Source organism: Acinetobacter vivianii (assembly GCF_014635885.1).
GTDB classification, from domain to species: domain Bacteria; phylum Pseudomonadota; class Gammaproteobacteria; order Pseudomonadales; family Moraxellaceae; genus Acinetobacter; species Acinetobacter vivianii.
Window position 1 is genome coordinate 1 of record NZ_BMDR01000012.1, and the last position, 19,845, is coordinate 19,845.

Sequence of the window (19,845 nt, forward strand, 5' to 3'; positions counted from 1 at the left end):
AGCTTCACCGCCGTAAGTTTTTGCACAGATCGTTGCAATCGCAGCAGTTAAAGTTGTTTTACCATGGTCAACGTGACCAATTGTACCCACGTTTACGTGTGGTTTGTTACGTTCAAACTTAGCCTTAGCCATTTTGATTTTCCTCGTTTACGTCGACACCAGTTTAGAGAAAAACAACCCTGAAAAACCTTCTTTATCGACAATCGCCTAAAAAACTAGACACCTAATACTTGAAAAGCAGACTATAATAGCCTGCTTCTTTAAAATCTTGTGGATAAACCACTAAACTGTATATCTGGAGCTCTTATCGAGATTTGAACTCGAGACCTCTCCCTTACCAAGGGAGTGCTCTACCACTGAGCTATAAGAGCGACATCTTCGATGGAGCGGGAGACGAGGATCGAACTCGCGACATGCAGCTTGGAAGGCTGCCACTCTACCAACTGAGTTACTCCCGCATGTTGGTACTACTTCTATCGAAGTTAGATGGTGGTGAGAGAAGGATTCGAACCTTCGAAACTTTCGTAGCAGAGTTACAGTCTGCCCCCTTTGACCGCTCGGGAATCTCACCATATCACACTTACACAGTGCTGTTCTTTACTTTATACTATCACACTTTTAAGATGGTGCCGGCACACGGATTCGAACTGTGGACCTACTGATTACAAGTCAGTTGCTCTACCAACTGAGCTATGCCGGCTCTTTCTTAGTGTTTCGTACGTTTCGTATCGGAACGGTGTGCAGTTTAGCAAAACTTAGAATCGATGCAAGTGCTTTTTTAAAAAAAACCGTTAAAAACTCATAAAATCAATCCGTTTGACGATAATTCAACCGCTTTGATCACTGCGCGAGCTTTTATTTGGGTTTCATTCCACTCAGATTCAGGATTTGAGTCTGCAACAAGCCCTGCTCCAGCCTGCACATATACCTTTTTATCGCGAATAACACAGGTTCGGATAGCAATCGACATGTCCATTTCCCCATGCCAGCCTAAATAACCAACAGCACCACCAAATACACCACGTTTTACTGGCTCAACTTCGTCAATAATTTCCATGGCACGTATTTTTGGTGCACCTGAAAGGGTTCCTGCTGGGAAAGTGGCTTTAAACACATCTAAGGCATCAATATCATCACGCACCTCACCCTGCACATTGGACACAATATGCATAACATGCGAATAACGCTCGATCACCATACGGTCTGTCACTTGCACTTTACCAATCTTGGATACACGCCCCACATCATTACGCCCAAGATCAATCAACATCAGATGCTCAGCAATCTCTTTTTCATCTGCCAATAAATCTTGTTCTAATGCCAGATCTTCTTCTTTGGTTTTACCGCGTGGTCGTGTCCCCGCCAAAGGACGTACTGTTGCAATCCCATTTTCAAGACGAGATAAAATCTCTGGTGATGAACCAACAATATGAAAAGGCTTTTGATCTGTCAGCGTCTGACCTTGTACCAGAAATAAATAAGGCGATGGATTCAAATGGCGCAATGCACGGTAAACCTGTAAAGCTTCACCATCAAAGTCAGACACCATACGCTGACCAGGCACCACCTGCATTACATCCCCAGCACGGATGTATTCCTTCACCTTATCCACGGTTTCCAGAAACTTTTCCTTGCCAGTAATCGATTCAAAATGTGGTGCGGTATGTGGTTTTGCTTGCAAACTTACTGGTGTTGCCAGTAATTGTTCTAGCTGATCCAGCTTAGCTTGTGCTTTGTTATAGGCATCTGGCTCATTCACATCAGCATGATGGATCAAGAACAAAGTATCTTTCAAATTATCAAAAACAATGACTGTTTGAGACAGCATCAACCATAGATCAGGTAAGGTCACTGGATCAGCAGTAGGTACATTCTTCAGTTTTGGCTCAATATAACGAACGGCGTCATAACCCAAGTACCCCACCAGACCACCGGTAAAACTTGGTAGATCAGGTAACTCAGCTTTGCTTGGGACTTTAAATTGACTTTGAAAATCACGAATATATTGAAACGGATCTGCACAATCTTGCTGAGTCACCGTACCATCTGCCTGCTGAATGGTTAACACACCCGCATTGCATGAAAAAACGGTAGACTCACCTAGCCCAATCATGGAATAGCGTGCCCAGTTCTCGCCACCCTCTACCGATTCAAATAGATAGGCTTGTTTCTGCTCCTTAAAACGTGCAAAAACAGATAACGGGGTTTCAGTATCAGCCAAGCGTTGACGATAAACTGGAATGGTGTTGTAGCCCGCTGCTTTTAATTGTTCAAACTGGATTGATGTTGTCATGAGTTATCTCTTATGGTTTCGATTTATCTGCGTTTCCCTGTTTTAATGCTGCTTTAATCCCGCCATCGAAAAACCATCATCATCCTCACACCTCTTTCCCTATCTGATTTTCTTAAACTAGCTCTGCCAGACGATCAACCACTTGCTGTGGCTGGCAGTCATAAATGCTTTCCCCATGATTATAGCCATAGCTGACTACAATACAATCAATACCTGCACGTCTTGCAGCTTCTACATCATTGCTTGAATCCCCAATCATCAGGGTTTCAGCTGTAGAGATTCCTTCTTGTTGCACACAATGCAAAAGCGGTAACGGATGTGGTTTACGCTCAGCCAGACTATCTCCGCCAACCACCATTTTAAAATAAGGTGCAAGCGCTAAAACATCCAGAATCCCTCGCGCCAGATGTTCTGGCTTATTGGTAACACAGGCCATTGCAATATTATTGGCCTGACAATAATCCAGAAATGGTAGAACACCCTCATAGACTCGTGTATCAACACATAGCTCTTGCGCATACACCTGCATAAAGGTGTTTAACAGCTGCTCTTGTTGTTGATCATCGACCCGTCCAAATAAATGTGTCAGGACAGCTTCACATAATTTTGCTGCGCCCTTACCCACCCAGACTCGAACCTGAGCTTCAGTCACCAGAGGTAGACCCAGTTTTGTCAGACTCAGATTCATGGCACGATATAAGTCAGCAGCCGAATCCACCAGCGTTCCATCCAGATCAAACAACACCAGATGACGACGTTGCAACTGTGCAATAGACATGACATTTCACCCTAAAAATAAAAAAGGCATACCAACGTGGGCATGCCTTGATTGTAGAAGCTTCGCCCGATTATTTAAAGAACAGCCAGGCAATCACAGCTAAAATGATCAATACAATAATTGAAATGAGTCCAACTGAAGCATTCTTCTGTTGCTCTTTCTCTTCAGCCACACGTGAAACAGGCTCTTCAAGCGCAACAGGTTGTGGTTCAGGCACAGCCTGTACCTGCACACCTTCAGGAATTGGTGCTGGTTTTGGAATCGCGACCTGTTGTGGCATCCCATCACGTGTGATTGGTGTTTCGACCGCACGTTCCGCAATACTCGGCATACCTTGATCATGCGTATTTGCAGTCACAGGCTCTGCTTCAATTTCAGGTAATTCCGTTTCCACTGCTGGAGCAAGCACCGAGAACACAAAGCTGGCAAATTGCAGAATATCGCCATCATGCAATTCAGTTTCCTGTTCAATGCGTGCATCATTAATAAATGTGCCATTGGACGAGTTTAAATCTTGCACCCAAAGCTGTTGATCTTTGAGCAACAGCGCGGCATGACGACGTGAAATATCGGCTGATTGCAACAAAATATCGGCATCCTGATGTCGGCCAACCAACATATCACGCTCAATATTCAGTTCCTGCCCCGTAAATTCACCTGTAATGGCTTGTAATTTCCAAGTCATAGATGCATATCCTTTATAGTTTCCCGCAATCGTAACATTGTGACATAAGCGTTTCTGTGCAGCTACTGTGAAGACGCAGGACGAATCGTGGTTGTCGTTACCGTGTTTTTACTACGTTCGGTTTCTTTCACAGGGAGTTGCACGGTTTTCTGCTGCACTTGCGGTTGTTCCACCGCAACAGGTGTCGTCACCACAACTGTTTTTTGAGCTTGCGTCGCAGTCGGCACTTTTTGATAAGGTGAATTTGCCGCAGGCTGCTGGCTATAAATATCTGCAACATTTTCAGGTAATTTGGCAAAATTACCATTCTTGTCCATTGCTAACTGCAAGCTATAAAGCTGATTGTAGCGTTGTTGTGAGATACGTCGAACATCATCAGAATCCCCAACAATAGTCGGATGGATAAAGACAAGCAGGTTACGCTTTTCATTACTGCGATTATCCGAACGGAACAGTCGGCCCAAGTACGGAATATCACTTAATATAGGTAAGCCTTGACGTCCCAAAGTTGTGTTGTCTGAGACTAAGCCTCCCAACACAACGGTTTGTCCATGATCTGCCAATACCGAAGTTTTAATTGCACGCTTACTGGTGACCAAATCGGCCGCCTGACCTTTGCTGTTCTGAACGTTAGAGACTTCTTGCTCGACTTCCAAACGGACAGAACCACCCTCACCGATATGCGGAATGACTTTTAAGGTCACCCCGACATCTTTACGCTCAACCGTCGTATAAGGATTAACGCCTGTACTATTTGTGGTGACCGAACCTGTTACAAAAGGAACGTTCTGACCAACCACAATATAGGCTTCTTCATTATCCATGGTCACGATAGAAGGGGTTGAAAGAAGGTTAGACTTGGTATTTTCTTTTAATGCCTGAATCAATGCGCCGTATAACTGACGAGAGCCATTGCTGCCCTCTTTATACTTCCCGATACCAATCGATGCACCATCACCTAAAGCACCTGCCGCACCCGCTGCACCACCGGTTAAATAACCCGCCGCGATTTTTGATAGTCCAGAACCCAAATTGGAAAAGTTAATTAATCCTACGCCACTATTCAAGTCACCCAGTGCCCATTGCACGCCCAACTGATCAGCATCAGTTCCAACCACTTCAATAATCGCTGCTTCAATCATGACTTGCTGACGGCGCGTATCCAGTTGCTGAACCGCAGCATCAATTTCACGCATCAATTGTGGTTCAGCCTTCACCACCAAAGCATTTTGCGCAGGGTCCGCAATAATACTAACGCCACCCTGATTAAAACTGGTAATGCCAGCATTTTGACTATTGCTAGAATTACTATTTAAATTAATCGAAGGCGTCGAAACAGAAGATGATCCCGATGATGAGCCTGAATTCTGATTATTTGAAATCAGGTTATTGATCGAATTTGAACTACTGTTGCTATTTGATGACGACGAAGATGAAGAAGAAACCGATTGCCCTGTGACCAGACCTTGTAAAATTTCAGCCAGATTTTTAGCACTTGCATATTTCAGGCGGAAAACTTTTAAACCACCCAAGCGAGCTGCTGAAGGCACATCCAGCATTTCAATCATTTGACGTAAACGCTTACGTGAGTCTGGATCACCCTTAATCAAAATACGATTGGTACGATTATCTGCAACCACACGAACACGCGATCCTATAAAGTCCTTTGATGCGCCTGTCGCACTCATCGTCTCTAGCAAACCAATAATTTCTTCGGCTTGGCTCGACTGCAAACTGATTGCTTCAATATCATTTTGTCCAGTTCCATCCAGATTACGGACAATATTTTCAAGCTGGTAAATATTGGTAGCACGATCAGAAACAATTAAGGCATTGGTTCCAGCCACGGCAGCAAGATGTGCAAACTGCGGCATTAATGGACGTAATGCAGGAATAAGATCATTAGGATTGGTATTTTGTAGCCAGATCACACGCGTTACGATCTGGTCACCACCTGCACGATTACGCGCATCGTACGGAATGCCCGAGTTCTTGGCATTGCTGTCTGGTACCAGTTTGATCGTATTTCCCGAAGGAAGTGCTACCACACCATTGACGTTGAGCACACCCAAGAACAGGTCGTAAACCTCATCCTTATTCAGCGGCTTGTTGGAAATAACCGTCACATTGCCACGTACACGCGGATCAACAGCAAAGTTCTTACCTGTAATATCAGCAACTTCATTAATAAATGCTGTTAAGTCCGCATCACGTAGATTGATCTTCCATGTTTGTGCTTGCGCATGGGTACTGATTGTCGCCACCAAAGGTGCTGCGGCAAGTAATGCCCAAAGTGGACGTTGATGATTCAAGAAAGCCATAACCTGCACTTATTCCTAACTGATGTGTGACGTGTGATCACTAAAAACTTTGTTGTATGGTCATCACCTGATCACCACGTTTTATTTCTATTTTGGCATGCCCTTCACGACGTACTTGCTCTAATAATTGCACTTCGTTGAGTCCTTGCCCGACGGTTTGTCCATTGATCGATAAAATACGATCACCCGAACGTAAACCTAAGGTATTTTTTAAATTCGACGGCGTCTTGTCCGATATTTCATAGCCATCCCCGCCATTGCTTACGCCCATATTTTTCAGATATTGCTCTCGGTTATCCTGCATTTGCTGGATTGCCTGTCCAAGTGCAGATTGAGGTGAGTTCTGGGTAGGCGCAGGCGCTGCTGCTGGCGGGACACTCGATCCATTATTTAAAACAGGTGCTGCCGGTTGATATAAACCATTGTCCAATCCTTTGAATTTGACTTCTCGTGTTGCGCCATTACCTTGTCGCAAAATCACATGATCCCAATACACTTCGGAGAGTTGATACGAGGTTGAGCCCACCGTTTCACCTACTCGATAGCGTTCAGCTGTATCATTCATTTTAATGACCGCAGAAGACAAGTGATTTGGGTGACCAAGCAATACACCTTGCAACTCCAGATTGACATTGTCATCTGCCGAAGCTGCCGCTGGCTCATTAAATAAAGCAAATGAGCTGATGTTAGGAACCTGGGCCTGCTGCGAACCCAGTTCCACCCGATCAAACTGCATCGGTTGTGGCGGTGCAACCACCCACCAGAACAATGAAGCTAACTTCCAGCACAACCATAAAATCAGTAAAGCCAGAATCAGACCACTTAACTTATCAAGCTTCTGCCAACGCAATTGTTGCATTTTTTGAGTAATTGCTTTCATCAGAAACCACCCTGCAACAACGGCTGACGCGAACTAATTACATAGGTATCTAGTCCAGCTTTACCTTGATAAGATGGAATATTCAACAGCATCCGTTGCGTCAATTGCACATCTAACATCAAGTTGGCATCTAGGCTGAGATTTCCCATTTTCTGGCTACGCTGATCACGAATATCAATCTGGAGTTGGCCGTTCTCATCTTTTATCTCAGCCACCAATGACGGCATATTCATACGGTCTTGACGCTGACCAAAGGTATAGCTCAATGCCCCGCCACCCCAGTTCAATTGACCTTGCTCAGCACTAAACCCTTTTTCTTTTTGATAATTAAATTGTACGTCTTTCAATTGAATAGAATTTTCAGGCCATTGCCAATTGGCAAAATACTTTAATGTTTCAGGAGAAATAGCGCCTTGAAGATCCTTGATCATGATTTTTTGACCTAAACCATAACCGAATACCCCACTGAATTGCGTATTACCGCTATGGATATCAAGATTTGCGCCCAGACGTAACAATAACAAATCTAAAGGGCGGGTTTTCCAATGAACTGAACCTCGCAGCTGGCCACGTTGCCAATCTGCCTGCCCCTGCCAGATATTGCCGCTGACATTATGTAATATTTGATTATCTTTTGAGAATTTTGCAATTAACCATGTCGCTGGAATTTGTAAAATAATAAAAATTAAAAATGCAAAAATGGCGAAAAGCCACCATCTCCATTGCTTGGTTTTTTTCTTCATTCAACCCTTACCAACATGCAAAATATCATCCTTTTCGAGACACTCGCCCCTGAATGACATTATGCATACTTTTTCAACATCGCCAATTCTCTCATATAAAAAAACCAAGCTTTTTAAGCCTGGCTTTTGAATTAGGATAAAGTCATCGTATGACAAAACGATGACTTTAAAACTTGCTTAGATCAAGAAATCTTCAAGTTTTGCACCTTTTTCTAACTCAGCAACTAACCAACGTGGTTGTTTACCACGGCCAGTCCAAGTTTCTTCAGTATTGCTCTTGTTGCGGTAGCGTGGCTCTACAGCTTTACGTGTTGTTTTCTTACGCTTTTGCTCGCCCACTTCCAACAACTCTTCAACGCTAAAGCCAATGCCTTCAGCAATTGCAACAATTTGATTATAAGCATCTTCAATTGCTTGATCTTTTTTGCTTGCAATCAAAGCTTCTGCTTCTGCTTGTAAACGCTTTAAATCTTCTACCGATAATTCGCTAATATCTGGTTTCATTCGAACCACTCCAACTTAATAAGAAAAAAAATATATCACTCAAAATAAAAAAATGAATTTAGAATTCTATTCAATATTAATTTATAAGCGATTAAATAATCAATATAAGAATAGCCCACTTAATCGCATATCAACAATAAAATGGCTTTTTATTTACAATAAAACAAAAAAAGTAGAGTTTTGATATAAAAAATAGATTTTATTAAATTAAATAAAGGGCCACACCAAACAACAATTATATTAACGTATTCTTAAATTTCACTAAAAAATTTCTGATTTGCTCATTTATAGGATGGTGCTTTTGAAGTAGCTGTTCTGCGATACTCTCAAAAACACCACATTATGAAATTTCTTATATATTCAAATAAAATAGACATAATTGTCTTTATAATTATTTGTTTGTTATTAATTGATGTTCTACATTTTCTTCTAGCTGAATAATCTTCTGTCTAATCGAATCGGGGATATTGAGTTTGCCTGATGTTACTTTATCTACACAAACCATCACTGCCTCACCTGTGGCAATAATCTGATTCTGGCTTTCACTCCATAATACATAATGCATACGAAAAGCACTATTTCTCAGCTCTTCAATACGCGCACCAATATGTAACACATCGGGATAAAATACGGGTTTTAAATATTTACATTGACTTGAAGCAACTACTGTCAATATCTCCTGATCGAAGATATTTAATGCCATTAAATAGGCAATACGGGCGCTTTCCATATAACGATAATACTGCACATTATTGACATGCCCAAAAGCATCCATATCGCCCCAAGCCACAGCCTGCCGATGAATAACAGGATAGACAGACAGTTCTTTCATATTTACACTCATATCTTGAAATTAAGAAAATTTACATCATTTTCAAATATTAAATTTAACTGCTTGATTAAGTCCTGATTATCACCCAGTGTCGACTTAATCCTTAAATAACTCATTAATATATTATCAGGATATAAAGTTAATAACTGCTCTGCCTCTGCCTGACGCTGTGTTGCGGTATAAATATGCCACTTTGCAAAGGCCAGCATTGGAACGCTGGTATAACGCTGTTCCAGTTGAATAATACGTTGTTCAACATAGGCATAATCTGGAATCTGCTTGAGCAATTGCTGCTGAAACCACAAATAAAACACTTCTGGATCGAACTGATCTTGTAGTAGATGCAGCGCTAGATCTTCATGTTGCACGCTCATCTCAGGCATGCGCGCCAACAATTTCAACCAAAGCACTTTACTGCTATAGGGACGCGTTTCAATCTCGTCCTGCAACACCAAATAACGCTGTTGTAATGCAGTAAGATCATCCACGGATGCCTGATCAAAATGAATTAATAATTGCTGCAACCATAAATCACGATGTTCTGCATCCAACAAACCATACTGGGTAGTTTGCAAAAATAACCACGGTTCTTGTAGCGCCAATTTGCCCCACAATGCAGTAATACGTTGTTGATACGCCGTTTCTATTTCAACCAGCCATGGAGAAAGCTGATGCTGCGCCAAAAATTCTAAATGTGTCAGCGCTTTCTCGGTTTCTTTTTGCTCAAGGAAAATATCAATGCGTTGCAATTCAGCCAATTCAAAAGCCATCGGTGCGGATTTATCCAGACTTTGCAAAGCAGCTGCATAATCGCCATTTTGATAATCAAATTGTGCATCAATAATATTGCTGAGCAAACCAGACTGGGTAAATACCCGCTCAATAAAAACCTGCTGATCTTTTGAAGCGTCTAACAACCAGACAATGCCGAGCTGCTCATAAGGATGTAATTCCTTAAAGTGCAGAATCGTTTCTTTTTTTCTTTGCTCACGGGTGAAATACCGTTTAGCGACTAACCAGCACAATTGTGAGAACAGACTAATTGCAATAAATAGTGCAATCAGCCCCCAAACACTACTCTGGAACTGCCATTCTCGCCAGTAGATATAAACATAGCCATTTCCATAGCCATAACTCAACACAGAAAATAATGCGAAAAGCACCAAAGCCGAGAGAAAATAAATCAACATTAATTGCTTCATGACAGATTATCCCAACAAACCTAAGCTTGTTAATTTCGGTGTTGGCACTGCTTGCTGGTTTAAGATTTTCTCTAAGCGCAGTTTCATTTTCTGGCTATTTTGATCAGGTAACTCGGCAAGTAACTGGATCACTTCCTGAACCGATTTCTGATATTCAGTAAATTGACCTTCATGTAATGCTTGAGATGCCAGCAATAAACGTAACTGTGCTTCTTTCAAAGTAATATTGCGGCTCATTAAATCAGGCGATGAGCGTTGAACTTTTTCCAGTTTAAACCAGTGCCACCATGTCGCACTTTCACCTTTCTCAATGGATACTTTCGGATTTTGAAGATCTTGCGCAATCTTTTGATCTAGTTGCTGCAATAATTGATCAAGTTGCTGCTGTTGCTGGGTTTGATTTAAAACAAATTGCTGGATCGCCTGTTTATCCTGCTCTATCGATTTGATCAGGCTATCTTGTAACGCGGGTGAAACCGCATATTGCACCACGTGTTGCTGTGCCTGATTCAGTTGTTCCAACGCATAAATAAACTGCTGCTGATCCAACGCAAACTGCACCAGTAGCATTTGCTGCTTAATCAGGATAATCGGTGAGATGCCCTCAACCGTCATCGGAATTGAACTATTATCGGTAGGCTCAACCACACGATTATTCTGCAACTGACGTTGGACCGCGACAAATTGATCATTCAATAATGCATAACGCTGTTCAGTCTGGGTAAGCTGCTGTTGAAGCTGGGGAACCGTTTGAGAATATTGTGCAACATCGTAACTGAGTTTAGCCAACCACAATAAACTCAGCCCTAATATTAAATAACCAATTTTTCTCATACATGTCCTTGCCAGTCTCTCATGCGTTGAATGATCTCTGATGCAGATAAATTTTCAAGCTGAATAATGTTAAATGCTTTGTTTGTCTGTGTTCTGGTTTTTTCTAATAGTTGTGCCAGCCTTTCCCCCAGTACTAAATAAATCCATGCTCGGGGCGACTGTTGTTCACACATCTGCTGCCAGTAATTCCAGCTTGCTTCGCTACTGATCAATACCGTAACAGGCTGTTGAGGATTTATCTGGTTTAGAATCTCAGGAAATAGCACAAAACTTTGTTGGGGACATTGACGGCGATAAAGGACAAAATTGAGTACTTCAATCCCCTGCTGCTGCAATTGCTGCATCATGAATTGTCGTCCGCCTAGCCCCCTCCAGAACGCAATTTTCTTTAAATTTTTCTGCTGTTTTAAAATAGGTAAATCCAGCATGCCTTCCGAGTTTTCGACCTGAGGCACATCACTTTGAATATTAAATCGTGCAAGCGCCTGTGCAGTGGTTTGACCCACTGCGATCCATCGAACATGTTGCAACTGCTCAAGTGTGACACCTGCTTGCTGCAAATATTGCATTCCCACTTTAACAGCGGTTGGACTGACCACCACAATTGCCTGAACCTGATCAAGCTGCTGATAGAGCTGCTGCAAGCCTTCCGAAAAAGGCTCCTCAACCAGTTCAAGTAAAGGTAAACCCACAACCTGATAACCCGCCTCGGACAATGCCTGTGTTAAAGCACCCGCACGGTCTTCAGGACGTGTATTGATAAACAGCATTTAATACAACGCTTTTAGCAACTCACCCGCACCTTGCGCCAATAAGCGTTGTGCCAGTTGCTCACCCAGTTGCTCAGCCTCGGCTGGCGCGCCAACCAGTTGTTCTTTTAATAAAGTATGTCCGTCGACACTCCCCACGCGCCCTTCAATCTGAAGCTGATCATTGGCTAAAGTGGCATAGCCTGCGATAGGAACCTGACAGCCACCTTCAAGATAAGCATTGAAAGCACGTTCTGCACGAACACAAATCGAGGTTTCTTCATGTTGTAAGGGCTGGATCAGTTTTAACAATGCGTCATCATTTGCACGGCATTCCAATCCCAGCGCACCTTGTCCAACTGCTGGCAGACTAAGTACAGGTGCCAGACAATGACGAATACGTTCTGACAAACCTAAACGTTTCAGACCCGCACTCGCCAAGATGATTGCATCATACAAACCATCATCCAGTTTGGATAAACGGGTACCGACATTGCCACGTAGATCAATAATTTCCAGATCGGGACGTTGCTGTAAAATCTGGCATTTACGACGTAGGCTCGAAGTACCGACTTTTGCACCTTGCGGTAACTCATCAAAATGCTGGTATTGATTCGAAACGAATGCATCCAGCGGATCTTCACGCTCACAAATTACCGCTAAGGTTAGGCCTTCAGGCAAATGCATCGGTACATCTTTCATGGAATGGACGGCTAAATCTGCGCGACCATCAAGCAATGCAGCTTCCAGTTCTTTAACAAACAACCCTTTACCACCAATTTTTGCCAGTGGTGTATCAAGAATTTTGTCACCCTGCGTCACAAACTTGACCAGCTCAACCGTTAAATCTGGATAAAGCGCATTTAAACGAGAACGGATATGCTCGGCCTGCCAAAGTGCAAGCGGGCTTTGTCGGGTCGCAATTTTTAAGGTTTTCATAAATTCAAGTGAAGTATTGATCAAAGCAATTGCTCCCAACTTAACTTGATCACCCGAAATTGCAAGTAAAAAATCATAAAGTGATCATTCATTCAGCTGAAAAGTCGCATTTACAATTGATGCATACACTCTCTTAAACTTGGCAAATGACGGCGGCTCACCGATAAACGCTCATCCAGCTCACGTAACCGAACCTGATATTGTCCTGCTGCAACCAGTTCCAGACCTTCAAGATAGTCTAAAGACACCAGTGCATTACGGTGAATACGGATAAAGCGGTCTGCGAACTCCAACTCCAGATCCTTGAGTGTTTCATCAATCAGTACGCTGCCATTTTTATGGCGAACCGTGACATATTTTTGATCCGCTAAAAAATAATATACATTTTCTAATGGAATCAGCTCTACCCCGCGATAAGTCTTCGCAGCAATTTGTTGGCGTTGGGTTTTAGTATCGTACATATCATCTTGTTGTTGTAAGCCAGTCATCTGTGCTTGTGTAAGTTGAGTTAAATGATTGAACACCTGCTGTAGATCTTGTTGTGCAACAGGTTTAAGTAAATATCCTTGTGCTTGAAATTTAAATGCTTCCAATGCATGTTGATCGTATGCTGTACAGAAAATAATGGCCGGACGAGGATTGAGCTGGCTGAGCTGTTCAGCACATTCCAGACCATTCATCCCGGGCATTTGAATATCCAGTAAAACAACATCTGGTGAGTCATTTTCAATATGATTTAACACATCCTGTCCATGATGCGCTGTCGCAATGACTTCATGCCCCATTTGAGTCACTAAACGTGACAAACGCTCTACAGCAAGGGGTTCATCATCAGCAATCAGAACTCTCATCCTTTTCTCCTTGTCATCGTTAACTTCATATCCATCATTTTTATGGTTAACTCGACTTATTATTTTACTTGATCGTGGTAATTTACCACCGTCGTATATAACGACGCTCCCCCGTAAATCTGAAACTTCACCGTTTGCCCATAATAAGCTTTCAGGCGCTGCTTCACATTTTCAATCGCTATACCATTTCCTTTTCTCGATTTTATTGTATCGTGAGAATAAGGGTTAGTAATGACTATAGTGACTTGATTTTGCAATATTTCAACCAATACGCTGATGGTTGAGGGCTGCAAAACTTTTTCTACCCCATGAAAAATACTATTCTCCAGCAAAGGTTGCAACGTTAATAACGGGATGGTGACCCGTTTTAATTCAGTTGGTGTTGCCTGTATGTTCCATTCTACATTTAAACGCTCACCCAAACGCATCTTTTCAATACTTAAATAGTGCTGGCATAAGTCAATTTCTTCCGCCAGACTCACCAGCTTCAGCTCCTGAAAACTGGCACGGAATAATCTGGACAAATTAATCAGCATATTTTCCGCTTTGTCAGGATCAATCGCGATCAGACTCACCACACTATTCAGACTATTAAATAAGAAATGTGGATGAATGCGTGCCTGCATGGCCTGAATACGAGCATTCAATTCACTGTATTGCTGATTCATCCATTGTTCACGCATGTATAAATAGCGCATGCAGAAAGCGCCCAGCAATACCCCATAACCTAAGTGCAAGCTGGTTCCATGAAATAGAATCTCTTCGGAAAATGGCCCAGAACGTGTAGCCCAATATTGCAGAACATTCACAACACAGGTGGTCAACAGGACAATCATTTGCAGCAGGATAAAGCCCAAAACCAGAGCAACCTTTTGACTAAATTTGGCAAAAAAATCCTGAAAATAATCCACCAGCGCCGAAAAAGACAAAATTACCCAGTTAATAAAAAACATATATTGCAGGACACGAATGCCCTCCAAAGCCTGCCATGACCGAGCTTCAGCCAAAGCCAGCACCATCGCCAGCACATTACTTGCTACAATTAATTCTAATAAGTGTTGCCATTGCCCAATTTTCGTAAAAAAATAGGAGCCTGATGGATTTCCCCCCTGACGAGTTTGCGATAACTTCTTACGTCGAGTTTCGGCAACTGTGTTTGGATTTGCTATACTCTTTTTTATTTTACTGAGCCGCCATGACCACATCTTCTCAATCCTCTTCTTCAGCCAGCCCGAATCAAACCTCTGGAATGTGGGGCGGTCGCTTCTCTGAAGCAACTGATGCTTTTGTTGCAGAATTTACCGCATCTGTGCAATTTGACCAACGTTTTTATAAACAAGATATCGCAGGTTCAATTGCGCATGCCACCATGCTTGCAAAAGTAGGTGTACTGACTGAAGCTGAACGTGACGACATTATCCAAGGTTTAAGCACAATTAAAGCTGAAATTGAAGCAGGTAACTTTGAATGGCGTATTGATTTAGAAGATGTTCACATGAACATTGAGTCTCGTTTGACTCAACGTATCGGCATTACCGGTAAAAAACTCCATACAGGCCGTAGTCGCAATGATCAGGTCGCAACTGACATCCGTTTATATTTGCGTGATGAAATCGATGACATCTTAGGCTTATTACTTCGTTTACAAAAAGGCCTCCTCAGTCTGGCAAGTCAAAATACCCATACCATCATGCCTGGCTTTACACATCTACAAACTGCTCAACCAGTGACATTTGGCCATCACTTACTGGCATGGTTTGAAATGCTGGTACGTGACACAGAGCGTCTGCAAGACTGCCGTAAGCGTGTCAATCGTATGCCATTAGGTTCTGCTGCCTTGGCAGGTACGACCTATCCAATTGACCGTGCTTATACTGCTGAATTACTTGGTTTCGAAGCTGTTTCAGAAAACTCTTTAGATGCGGTTTCTGATCGTGATTTTGCCATTGAATTTAATGCTGCGGCATCGTTAATCATGATGCATTTGTCACGTATGTCAGAAGAGCTGATTTTATGGACTTCTGCACAATTCAAGTTTGTGAATATTCCTGATCGCTTCTGCACAGGCTCCTCAATCATGCCGCAGAAGAAGAACCCAGATGTACCTGAATTGGTCCGTGGCAAATCAGGTCGTGTATTTGGTGACTTGATCAGCTTATTGACTCTGATGAAAGGTCAGCCATTGGCATATAACAAAGACAACCAAGAAGATAAAGAGCCATTATTTGATGCGATTGATACCGTGCGCGGTTCACTCATGGCTTTCGCAGACATGGTTCCAGCGCTTGTTCCAAATATCGAAATTATGCGTGAAGCAGCACTTCGTGGCTTCTCTACCGCAACCGATCTTGCTGACTACCTTGTGAAAAAAGGCGTAGCATTTCGCGATGCACATGAAATCGTCGGTAAAGCAGTGGCTTTAGGTGTTGCAGAAGAAAAAGATTTATCCGAATTGACGCTTGAACAGTTACAACAATTCTCTGATTTGATCACCGCAGATGTATTTGATAAAGCATTGACTTTAGAAGCTTCTGTGAATGCTCGTGACCATATTGGTGGAACTTCACCAAAACAGGTTGAAGCTGCGATTGCGCGTGCGCACACTCGCCTAGAACAGTTATATTAATCTCCCTATATCCCTCTTTTACAAAGAGGGGCTTTCACTGGATGCCATAATGACTAGACAAGTATTTTGCCGCAAATATAAACAAGAGCTTGAAGGCTTGGACTTCGCACCGTTTCCAGGTGCGAAAGGTCAGGAATTCTTTGAAACTGTTTCAAAGCAGGCATGGCAGGAATGGTTAAAACACCAAACCACGCTTATTAATGAAAAGCGTTTGAATGTGTTTGAACCTGATGCAAAGAAGTTTCTTGAAGAACAGCGTGAAAAGTTCTTCAACAACGATGAAAGTGTAGAAAAAGCAGAGGGTTGGACTGAGCAAAAGTAAGTCATTTTGCCTTATCCTGCGATAAAAAGAGAGCTGTTTTCAGCTCTCTTTTTACGTGACATTTACATAAGTAATAAAGCCTTACAGAGTATACACAGTTGTCTACATGACACCTCAGACGCCTCCGCTTATAGTTGTATTCAGAAGGACAAAGAGATACGTTGATATCTCACGTAACGCATGATATTTCTCTCCCAGACTTTTCCCCCGAAGTCTGGGATTTTTTTATTTATACAACCTGAAAATTAAAAAACCGCTCATGATCGAGCGGTTTAAAGTTATTTCATTTTTACACTTATTTCTGATGTACTTTCTGTTCGATTTCTTCAATGCTGGTATGACGCACATCCATACCTTTTGCCATGTAAATTACCTGTTCTGAAATATTACGCGCGTGATCGCCAATACGCTCTAATGAACGCAATACCCACATCACATTAATTACACGTGAAATATGACGCGGATCTTCAATCATATAGGTCATTAAAGTACGTGTCGCAGATTGATATTCACGGTCAATGTCGACATCAGCCATCACTACTTTCAAGGCCTGCTCCACATCTAAACGAGCAAATGCATCCAGAGCATCATGAATCATGACACGCACCTGATTACCAATATGACGTGTTTCCATATAACCACGTGGTGACTCACCTTCTTCACACAAGTTTTGTGCAATACGGGCAATCTTTGCAGCTTCATCACCAATACGCTCTAAATCGGTATTGGCCTTACTCATGGCAATCACCATACGCAAGTCGATCGCAGCGGGATGACGGCGAGCAAGAATCAGGGTTAAACCTTCATCAATATCACGTTCAAACTGGTTAACGGCATTGTCTTTGAATTGCACATCAATGGCTAAATTCGCATCTGTATCCAATAAAGCATGAATTGAGTTAGCAACTTGTTGCTCCACCAATCCGCCCATGGTCATAAACTTGGTATGCACATCTTGCAAGTCTTCATTAAATTGTGAAGAAATATGATGACTTAACACAGGATTGCTTGGGCTCACAGTATGCCTCCACTAGACACATGGAAAAATTGATTGGTGATTAGAACATAGAAATGATGAAAGTTTTATGACAATAGCATGGATTTACGCATTGTAAATTGGTGTGAATTGATACAACAAAAATTTTAAAATCTGTTACGCTAAACGCGTCGCTTGACGGAGCGCAGTTAACAAACTGCTGAGATTGTCTTAATCACAGAATTTAAAGGCAAGTACCGTTGAACCTGATCAGGTTAACACCTGCGTAGGAATCAAGCCCAGCAAAAACTTAGCCTTTATTTATCATAGAGATAAATCCGCCATTGTTTTTGGTCGTGCTTGATTCGTTAATGCCATACATAAGGATCATGCCATGAACCAGTTAACGAATCTTTCCCCTGCTGATATTTCTGCTCAACATGAGCAAGACGCTAAAGATTTAACCCGTATCCTACCTGCTTCAAGAAAAGTGTATGTCGAAGGCTCTCGCCCAGACATCCAAGTGCCTTTCCGTGAAATCAGCTTAACAGAAACACCGACAGGTTTAGGCGGTGAACACAACCCACCAGTGATGGTCTATGACACCTCTGGCGTGTATACCGATCCCAATGTAAAAATCGATTTGAATAAAGGTTTGCCACTGGTTCGCCAAGCGTGGATTGATGAACGTCAAGATAGTGACATTCTTTCAGGCCTCAGCTCAGCATTCGGTCAGGCCCGTTTAAAAGATATTCGTACTGCCGACATCCGCTTCGCCCATATTCAAAACCCACGTCGTGCCCAAGCAGGGAAAAATGTCACGCAAATGCACTATGCCAAGCAAGGCATAATTACCCCTGAAATGGAATATATCGCCATTCGTGAAAACCAGCGTCAACGTGAAGGCGTCGATATACGTCAGCATGCTGGACAAAACTTTGGTGCGCAAAATTTAAAAGAGATTACGCCCGAGTTTGTACGTCAGGAAGTCGCAGCGGGTCGTGCCATTATCCCAGCCAATATTAATCACCCAGAATGCGAACCGATGATTATTGGTCGTAACTTTTTGGTGAAAATTAATGCCAATATTGGTAACTCGGCCCTCGGCTCATCCATTGATGAAGAAGTGGCGAAAATGACATGGGCAACCCGTTGGGGTGCCGACACGATCATGGACTTATCGACAGGTAAGAACATCCATGAAACCCGTGAATGGATTATCCGCAATTCACCTGTGCCTATCGGTACTGTACCCATCTATCAGGCACTGGAAAAAGTCGATGGTGTGGCTGAAGATTTAACTTGGGAAATCTTTAAAGACACCCTGATTGAACAAGCTGAGCAAGGCGTGGACTATTTCACCATTCATGCAGGTGTATTATTGCGCTACGTACCAATGACAGCGAATCGCCTGACAGGTATCGTGTCTCGTGGTGGTTCAATCATGGCGCAATGGTGCTTGGCGCACCATGAAGAAAACTTCTTATATACGCATTTCGACGAAATTTGCGAAATCATGAAAGCCTATGACGTTTCATTTAGCTTAGGCGATGGTCTACGTCCAGGTTGCGTGCAGGATGCCAATGATGAAGCTCAATTTAGCGAACTTAAAACTTTGGGTGAACTGACCCATCGTGCTTGGGAACATGATGTACAAGTGATGATTGAAGGGCCTGGTCACGTGCCAATGCACATGATTAAAGAAAATATGGATCTACAGCTTGAGGTCTGTAAAGAAGCGCCATTCTATACGCTTGGGCCACTCACAACAGATATCGCGCCAGGCTATGACCATATTACCTCTGCGATTGGTGCAGCGATGATTGGCTGGTATGGAACCGCAATGCTGTGCTATGTGACGCCAAAAGAACACTTGGGCTTACCGAACAAAAAAGACGTTAAAGACGGCATCATTACCTATAAGATTGCAGCCCATGCGGCGGATCTGGCCAAAGGTCATCCAGGTGCTCAAGTTCGTGATAATGCATTATCAAAAGCGCGTTTTGAATTCCGTTGGGATGATCAGTTCAATTTAAGTCTGGACCCTGATACCGCGCGCAGTATGCATGATGAAACACTTCCAAAAGAAGCGCATAAATCAGCCCACTTCTGCTCAATGTGTGGTCCAAAATTCTGTTCGATGAAAATCACCCAAAATGTGCGAGATTATGCGCAAAATCAACACAATGCCAAGCAGTCAAATGATGCGGAAACAGAAGTTGAAGCAGGTCTCAATGCCATGAAAACCGCTTATCAGGAACATGGTCAAAAATTGTACCACAAAGTGTAAATCGACTAAAAAAAGATTTG

Annotated in this window: 19 protein-coding genes, 4 tRNA genes and 1 riboswitch; of the genes, 3 read left to right on the forward strand and 20 right to left on the reverse strand. The window is 42.7% G+C overall.

Going from position 1 to position 19,845, the window contains the following annotated elements; genetic code table 11:
• The 19 genes from IEV36_RS17290 to IEV36_RS17380 form a co-directional block, all read right to left on the reverse strand.
• Nucleotides 1-132: GTP-binding protein (locus tag IEV36_RS17290; RefSeq protein ID WP_227591698.1), on the reverse strand; the 132-nt coding region annotated here is incomplete at its 3' end.
• Between the two features lie 164 nt (nucleotides 133-296).
• Nucleotides 297-371, reverse strand: a tRNA-Thr gene (locus tag IEV36_RS17295).
• A gap of 11 nt (nucleotides 372-382) precedes the next feature.
• A tRNA-Gly gene (locus tag IEV36_RS17300) sits at nucleotides 383-458 on the reverse strand.
• Nucleotides 459-487: 29 nt separating this feature from the next.
• Nucleotides 488-571 (reverse strand) — tRNA-Tyr (locus tag IEV36_RS17305).
• Between the two features lie 53 nt (nucleotides 572-624).
• A tRNA-Thr gene (locus tag IEV36_RS17310) sits at nucleotides 625-700 on the reverse strand.
• Nucleotides 701-799: 99 nt separating this feature from the next.
• Nucleotides 800-2,293 carry an anthranilate synthase component I gene (gene trpE / locus IEV36_RS17315; RefSeq protein WP_005255530.1) on the reverse strand — a complete coding sequence of 498 codons (1,494 nt, stop codon included), beginning with the start codon at nucleotides 2,291-2,293 and terminating at the stop codon, nucleotides 800-802.
• 112 nt (nucleotides 2,294-2,405) lie between these two features.
• Entirely contained in the window at nucleotides 2,406-3,071 is a 666-nt protein-coding gene (locus IEV36_RS17320) for a phosphoglycolate phosphatase (RefSeq protein WP_005255532.1), read from the reverse strand.
• A gap of 70 nt (nucleotides 3,072-3,141) precedes the next feature.
• The gene (locus IEV36_RS17325) at nucleotides 3,142-3,756 is read right to left on the reverse strand and encodes an FHA domain-containing protein (RefSeq protein WP_005255534.1); all 615 of its coding nucleotides are present in this window, start codon (nucleotides 3,754-3,756) and stop codon (nucleotides 3,142-3,144) included.
• 62 nt (nucleotides 3,757-3,818) lie between these two features.
• Entirely contained in the window at nucleotides 3,819-6,077 is a 2,259-nt protein-coding gene (gene gspD, locus IEV36_RS17330; protein ID WP_004774003.1) for a type II secretion system secretin GspD, read from the reverse strand.
• A 40-nt stretch (nucleotides 6,078-6,117) separates the two neighbouring features.
• The gene (locus IEV36_RS17335; protein ID WP_005255535.1) at nucleotides 6,118-6,957 is read right to left on the reverse strand and encodes a type II secretion system protein N; all 840 of its coding nucleotides are present in this window, start codon (nucleotides 6,955-6,957) and stop codon (nucleotides 6,118-6,120) included.
• Nucleotides 6,957-7,700 (reverse strand): type II secretion system protein N, encoded by a 744-nt coding sequence (gspN, locus tag IEV36_RS17340; RefSeq protein WP_005255537.1) that lies wholly within the window; start codon nucleotides 7,698-7,700, stop codon nucleotides 6,957-6,959. The genes IEV36_RS17335 and gspN overlap by 1 nt, the downstream gene beginning before the upstream one ends.
• A 177-nt stretch (nucleotides 7,701-7,877) precedes the next feature.
• Nucleotides 7,878-8,204, reverse strand: coding sequence for an H-NS histone family protein (locus IEV36_RS17345; RefSeq protein ID WP_004773997.1), 327 nt, complete (start codon nucleotides 8,202-8,204; stop codon nucleotides 7,878-7,880).
• Between the two features lie 391 nt (nucleotides 8,205-8,595).
• Nucleotides 8,596-9,036 carry an acyl-CoA thioesterase gene (locus IEV36_RS17350; RefSeq protein ID WP_005255539.1) on the reverse strand — a complete coding sequence of 147 codons (441 nt, stop codon included), beginning with the start codon at nucleotides 9,034-9,036 and terminating at the stop codon, nucleotides 8,596-8,598.
• An 8-nt stretch (nucleotides 9,037-9,044) separates the two neighbouring features.
• A complete protein-coding gene (locus tag IEV36_RS17355; RefSeq protein WP_005255540.1) occupies nucleotides 9,045-10,238 on the reverse strand; it encodes a hypothetical protein in 1,194 nt (397 codons plus the stop codon).
• A 6-nt stretch (nucleotides 10,239-10,244) separates the two neighbouring features.
• Nucleotides 10,245-11,072, reverse strand: coding sequence for a hypothetical protein (locus tag IEV36_RS17360; protein WP_005255543.1), 828 nt, complete (start codon nucleotides 11,070-11,072; stop codon nucleotides 10,245-10,247).
• Complete coding sequence (locus IEV36_RS17365; RefSeq protein ID WP_005255545.1) at nucleotides 11,069-11,842, reverse strand: uroporphyrinogen-III synthase; 774 nt, start codon at nucleotides 11,840-11,842, stop codon at nucleotides 11,069-11,071. The genes IEV36_RS17360 and IEV36_RS17365 overlap by 4 nt, the downstream gene beginning before the upstream one ends.
• Nucleotides 11,843-12,760, reverse strand: coding sequence for a hydroxymethylbilane synthase (hemC, locus tag IEV36_RS17370; protein WP_032863816.1), 918 nt, complete (start codon nucleotides 12,758-12,760; stop codon nucleotides 11,843-11,845).
• A 110-nt stretch (nucleotides 12,761-12,870) separates the two neighbouring features.
• On the reverse strand, nucleotides 12,871-13,611 hold the full coding sequence (locus IEV36_RS17375; protein WP_004773988.1) for a LytR/AlgR family response regulator transcription factor: 741 nt from the start codon (nucleotides 13,609-13,611) through the stop codon (nucleotides 12,871-12,873).
• 59 nt (nucleotides 13,612-13,670) lie between these two features.
• On the reverse strand, nucleotides 13,671-14,816 hold the full coding sequence (locus tag IEV36_RS17380; protein WP_005255549.1) for a sensor histidine kinase: 1,146 nt from the start codon (nucleotides 14,814-14,816) through the stop codon (nucleotides 13,671-13,673).
• Here IEV36_RS17380 and argH point away from each other — a divergent pair.
• Nucleotides 14,807-16,237 (forward strand): argininosuccinate lyase, encoded by a 1,431-nt coding sequence (gene argH / locus IEV36_RS17385; protein ID WP_032863770.1) that lies wholly within the window; start codon nucleotides 14,807-14,809, stop codon nucleotides 16,235-16,237. The genes IEV36_RS17380 and argH overlap by 10 nt on opposite strands.
• Before the next feature lie 49 nt (nucleotides 16,238-16,286).
• Nucleotides 16,287-16,559, forward strand: coding sequence for an oxidative damage protection protein (locus IEV36_RS17390; protein WP_004773983.1), 273 nt, complete (start codon nucleotides 16,287-16,289; stop codon nucleotides 16,557-16,559).
• A 295-nt stretch (nucleotides 16,560-16,854) separates the two neighbouring features.
• Here IEV36_RS17390 and phoU read toward each other — a convergent pair whose 3' ends face one another.
• Nucleotides 16,855-17,577, reverse strand: coding sequence for a phosphate signaling complex protein PhoU (phoU, locus tag IEV36_RS17395; protein WP_004773981.1), 723 nt, complete (start codon nucleotides 17,575-17,577; stop codon nucleotides 16,855-16,857).
• Between the two features lie 147 nt (nucleotides 17,578-17,724).
• Nucleotides 17,725-17,845: riboswitch (TPP riboswitch) on the forward strand.
• 84 nt (nucleotides 17,846-17,929) lie between these two features.
• Between phoU and thiC the strand changes: the two genes are divergently transcribed.
• On the forward strand, nucleotides 17,930-19,825 hold the full coding sequence (gene thiC / locus IEV36_RS17400) for a phosphomethylpyrimidine synthase ThiC (protein ID WP_005255554.1): 1,896 nt from the start codon (nucleotides 17,930-17,932) through the stop codon (nucleotides 19,823-19,825).
• Nucleotides 19,826-19,845: the final 20 nt, after the last annotated feature.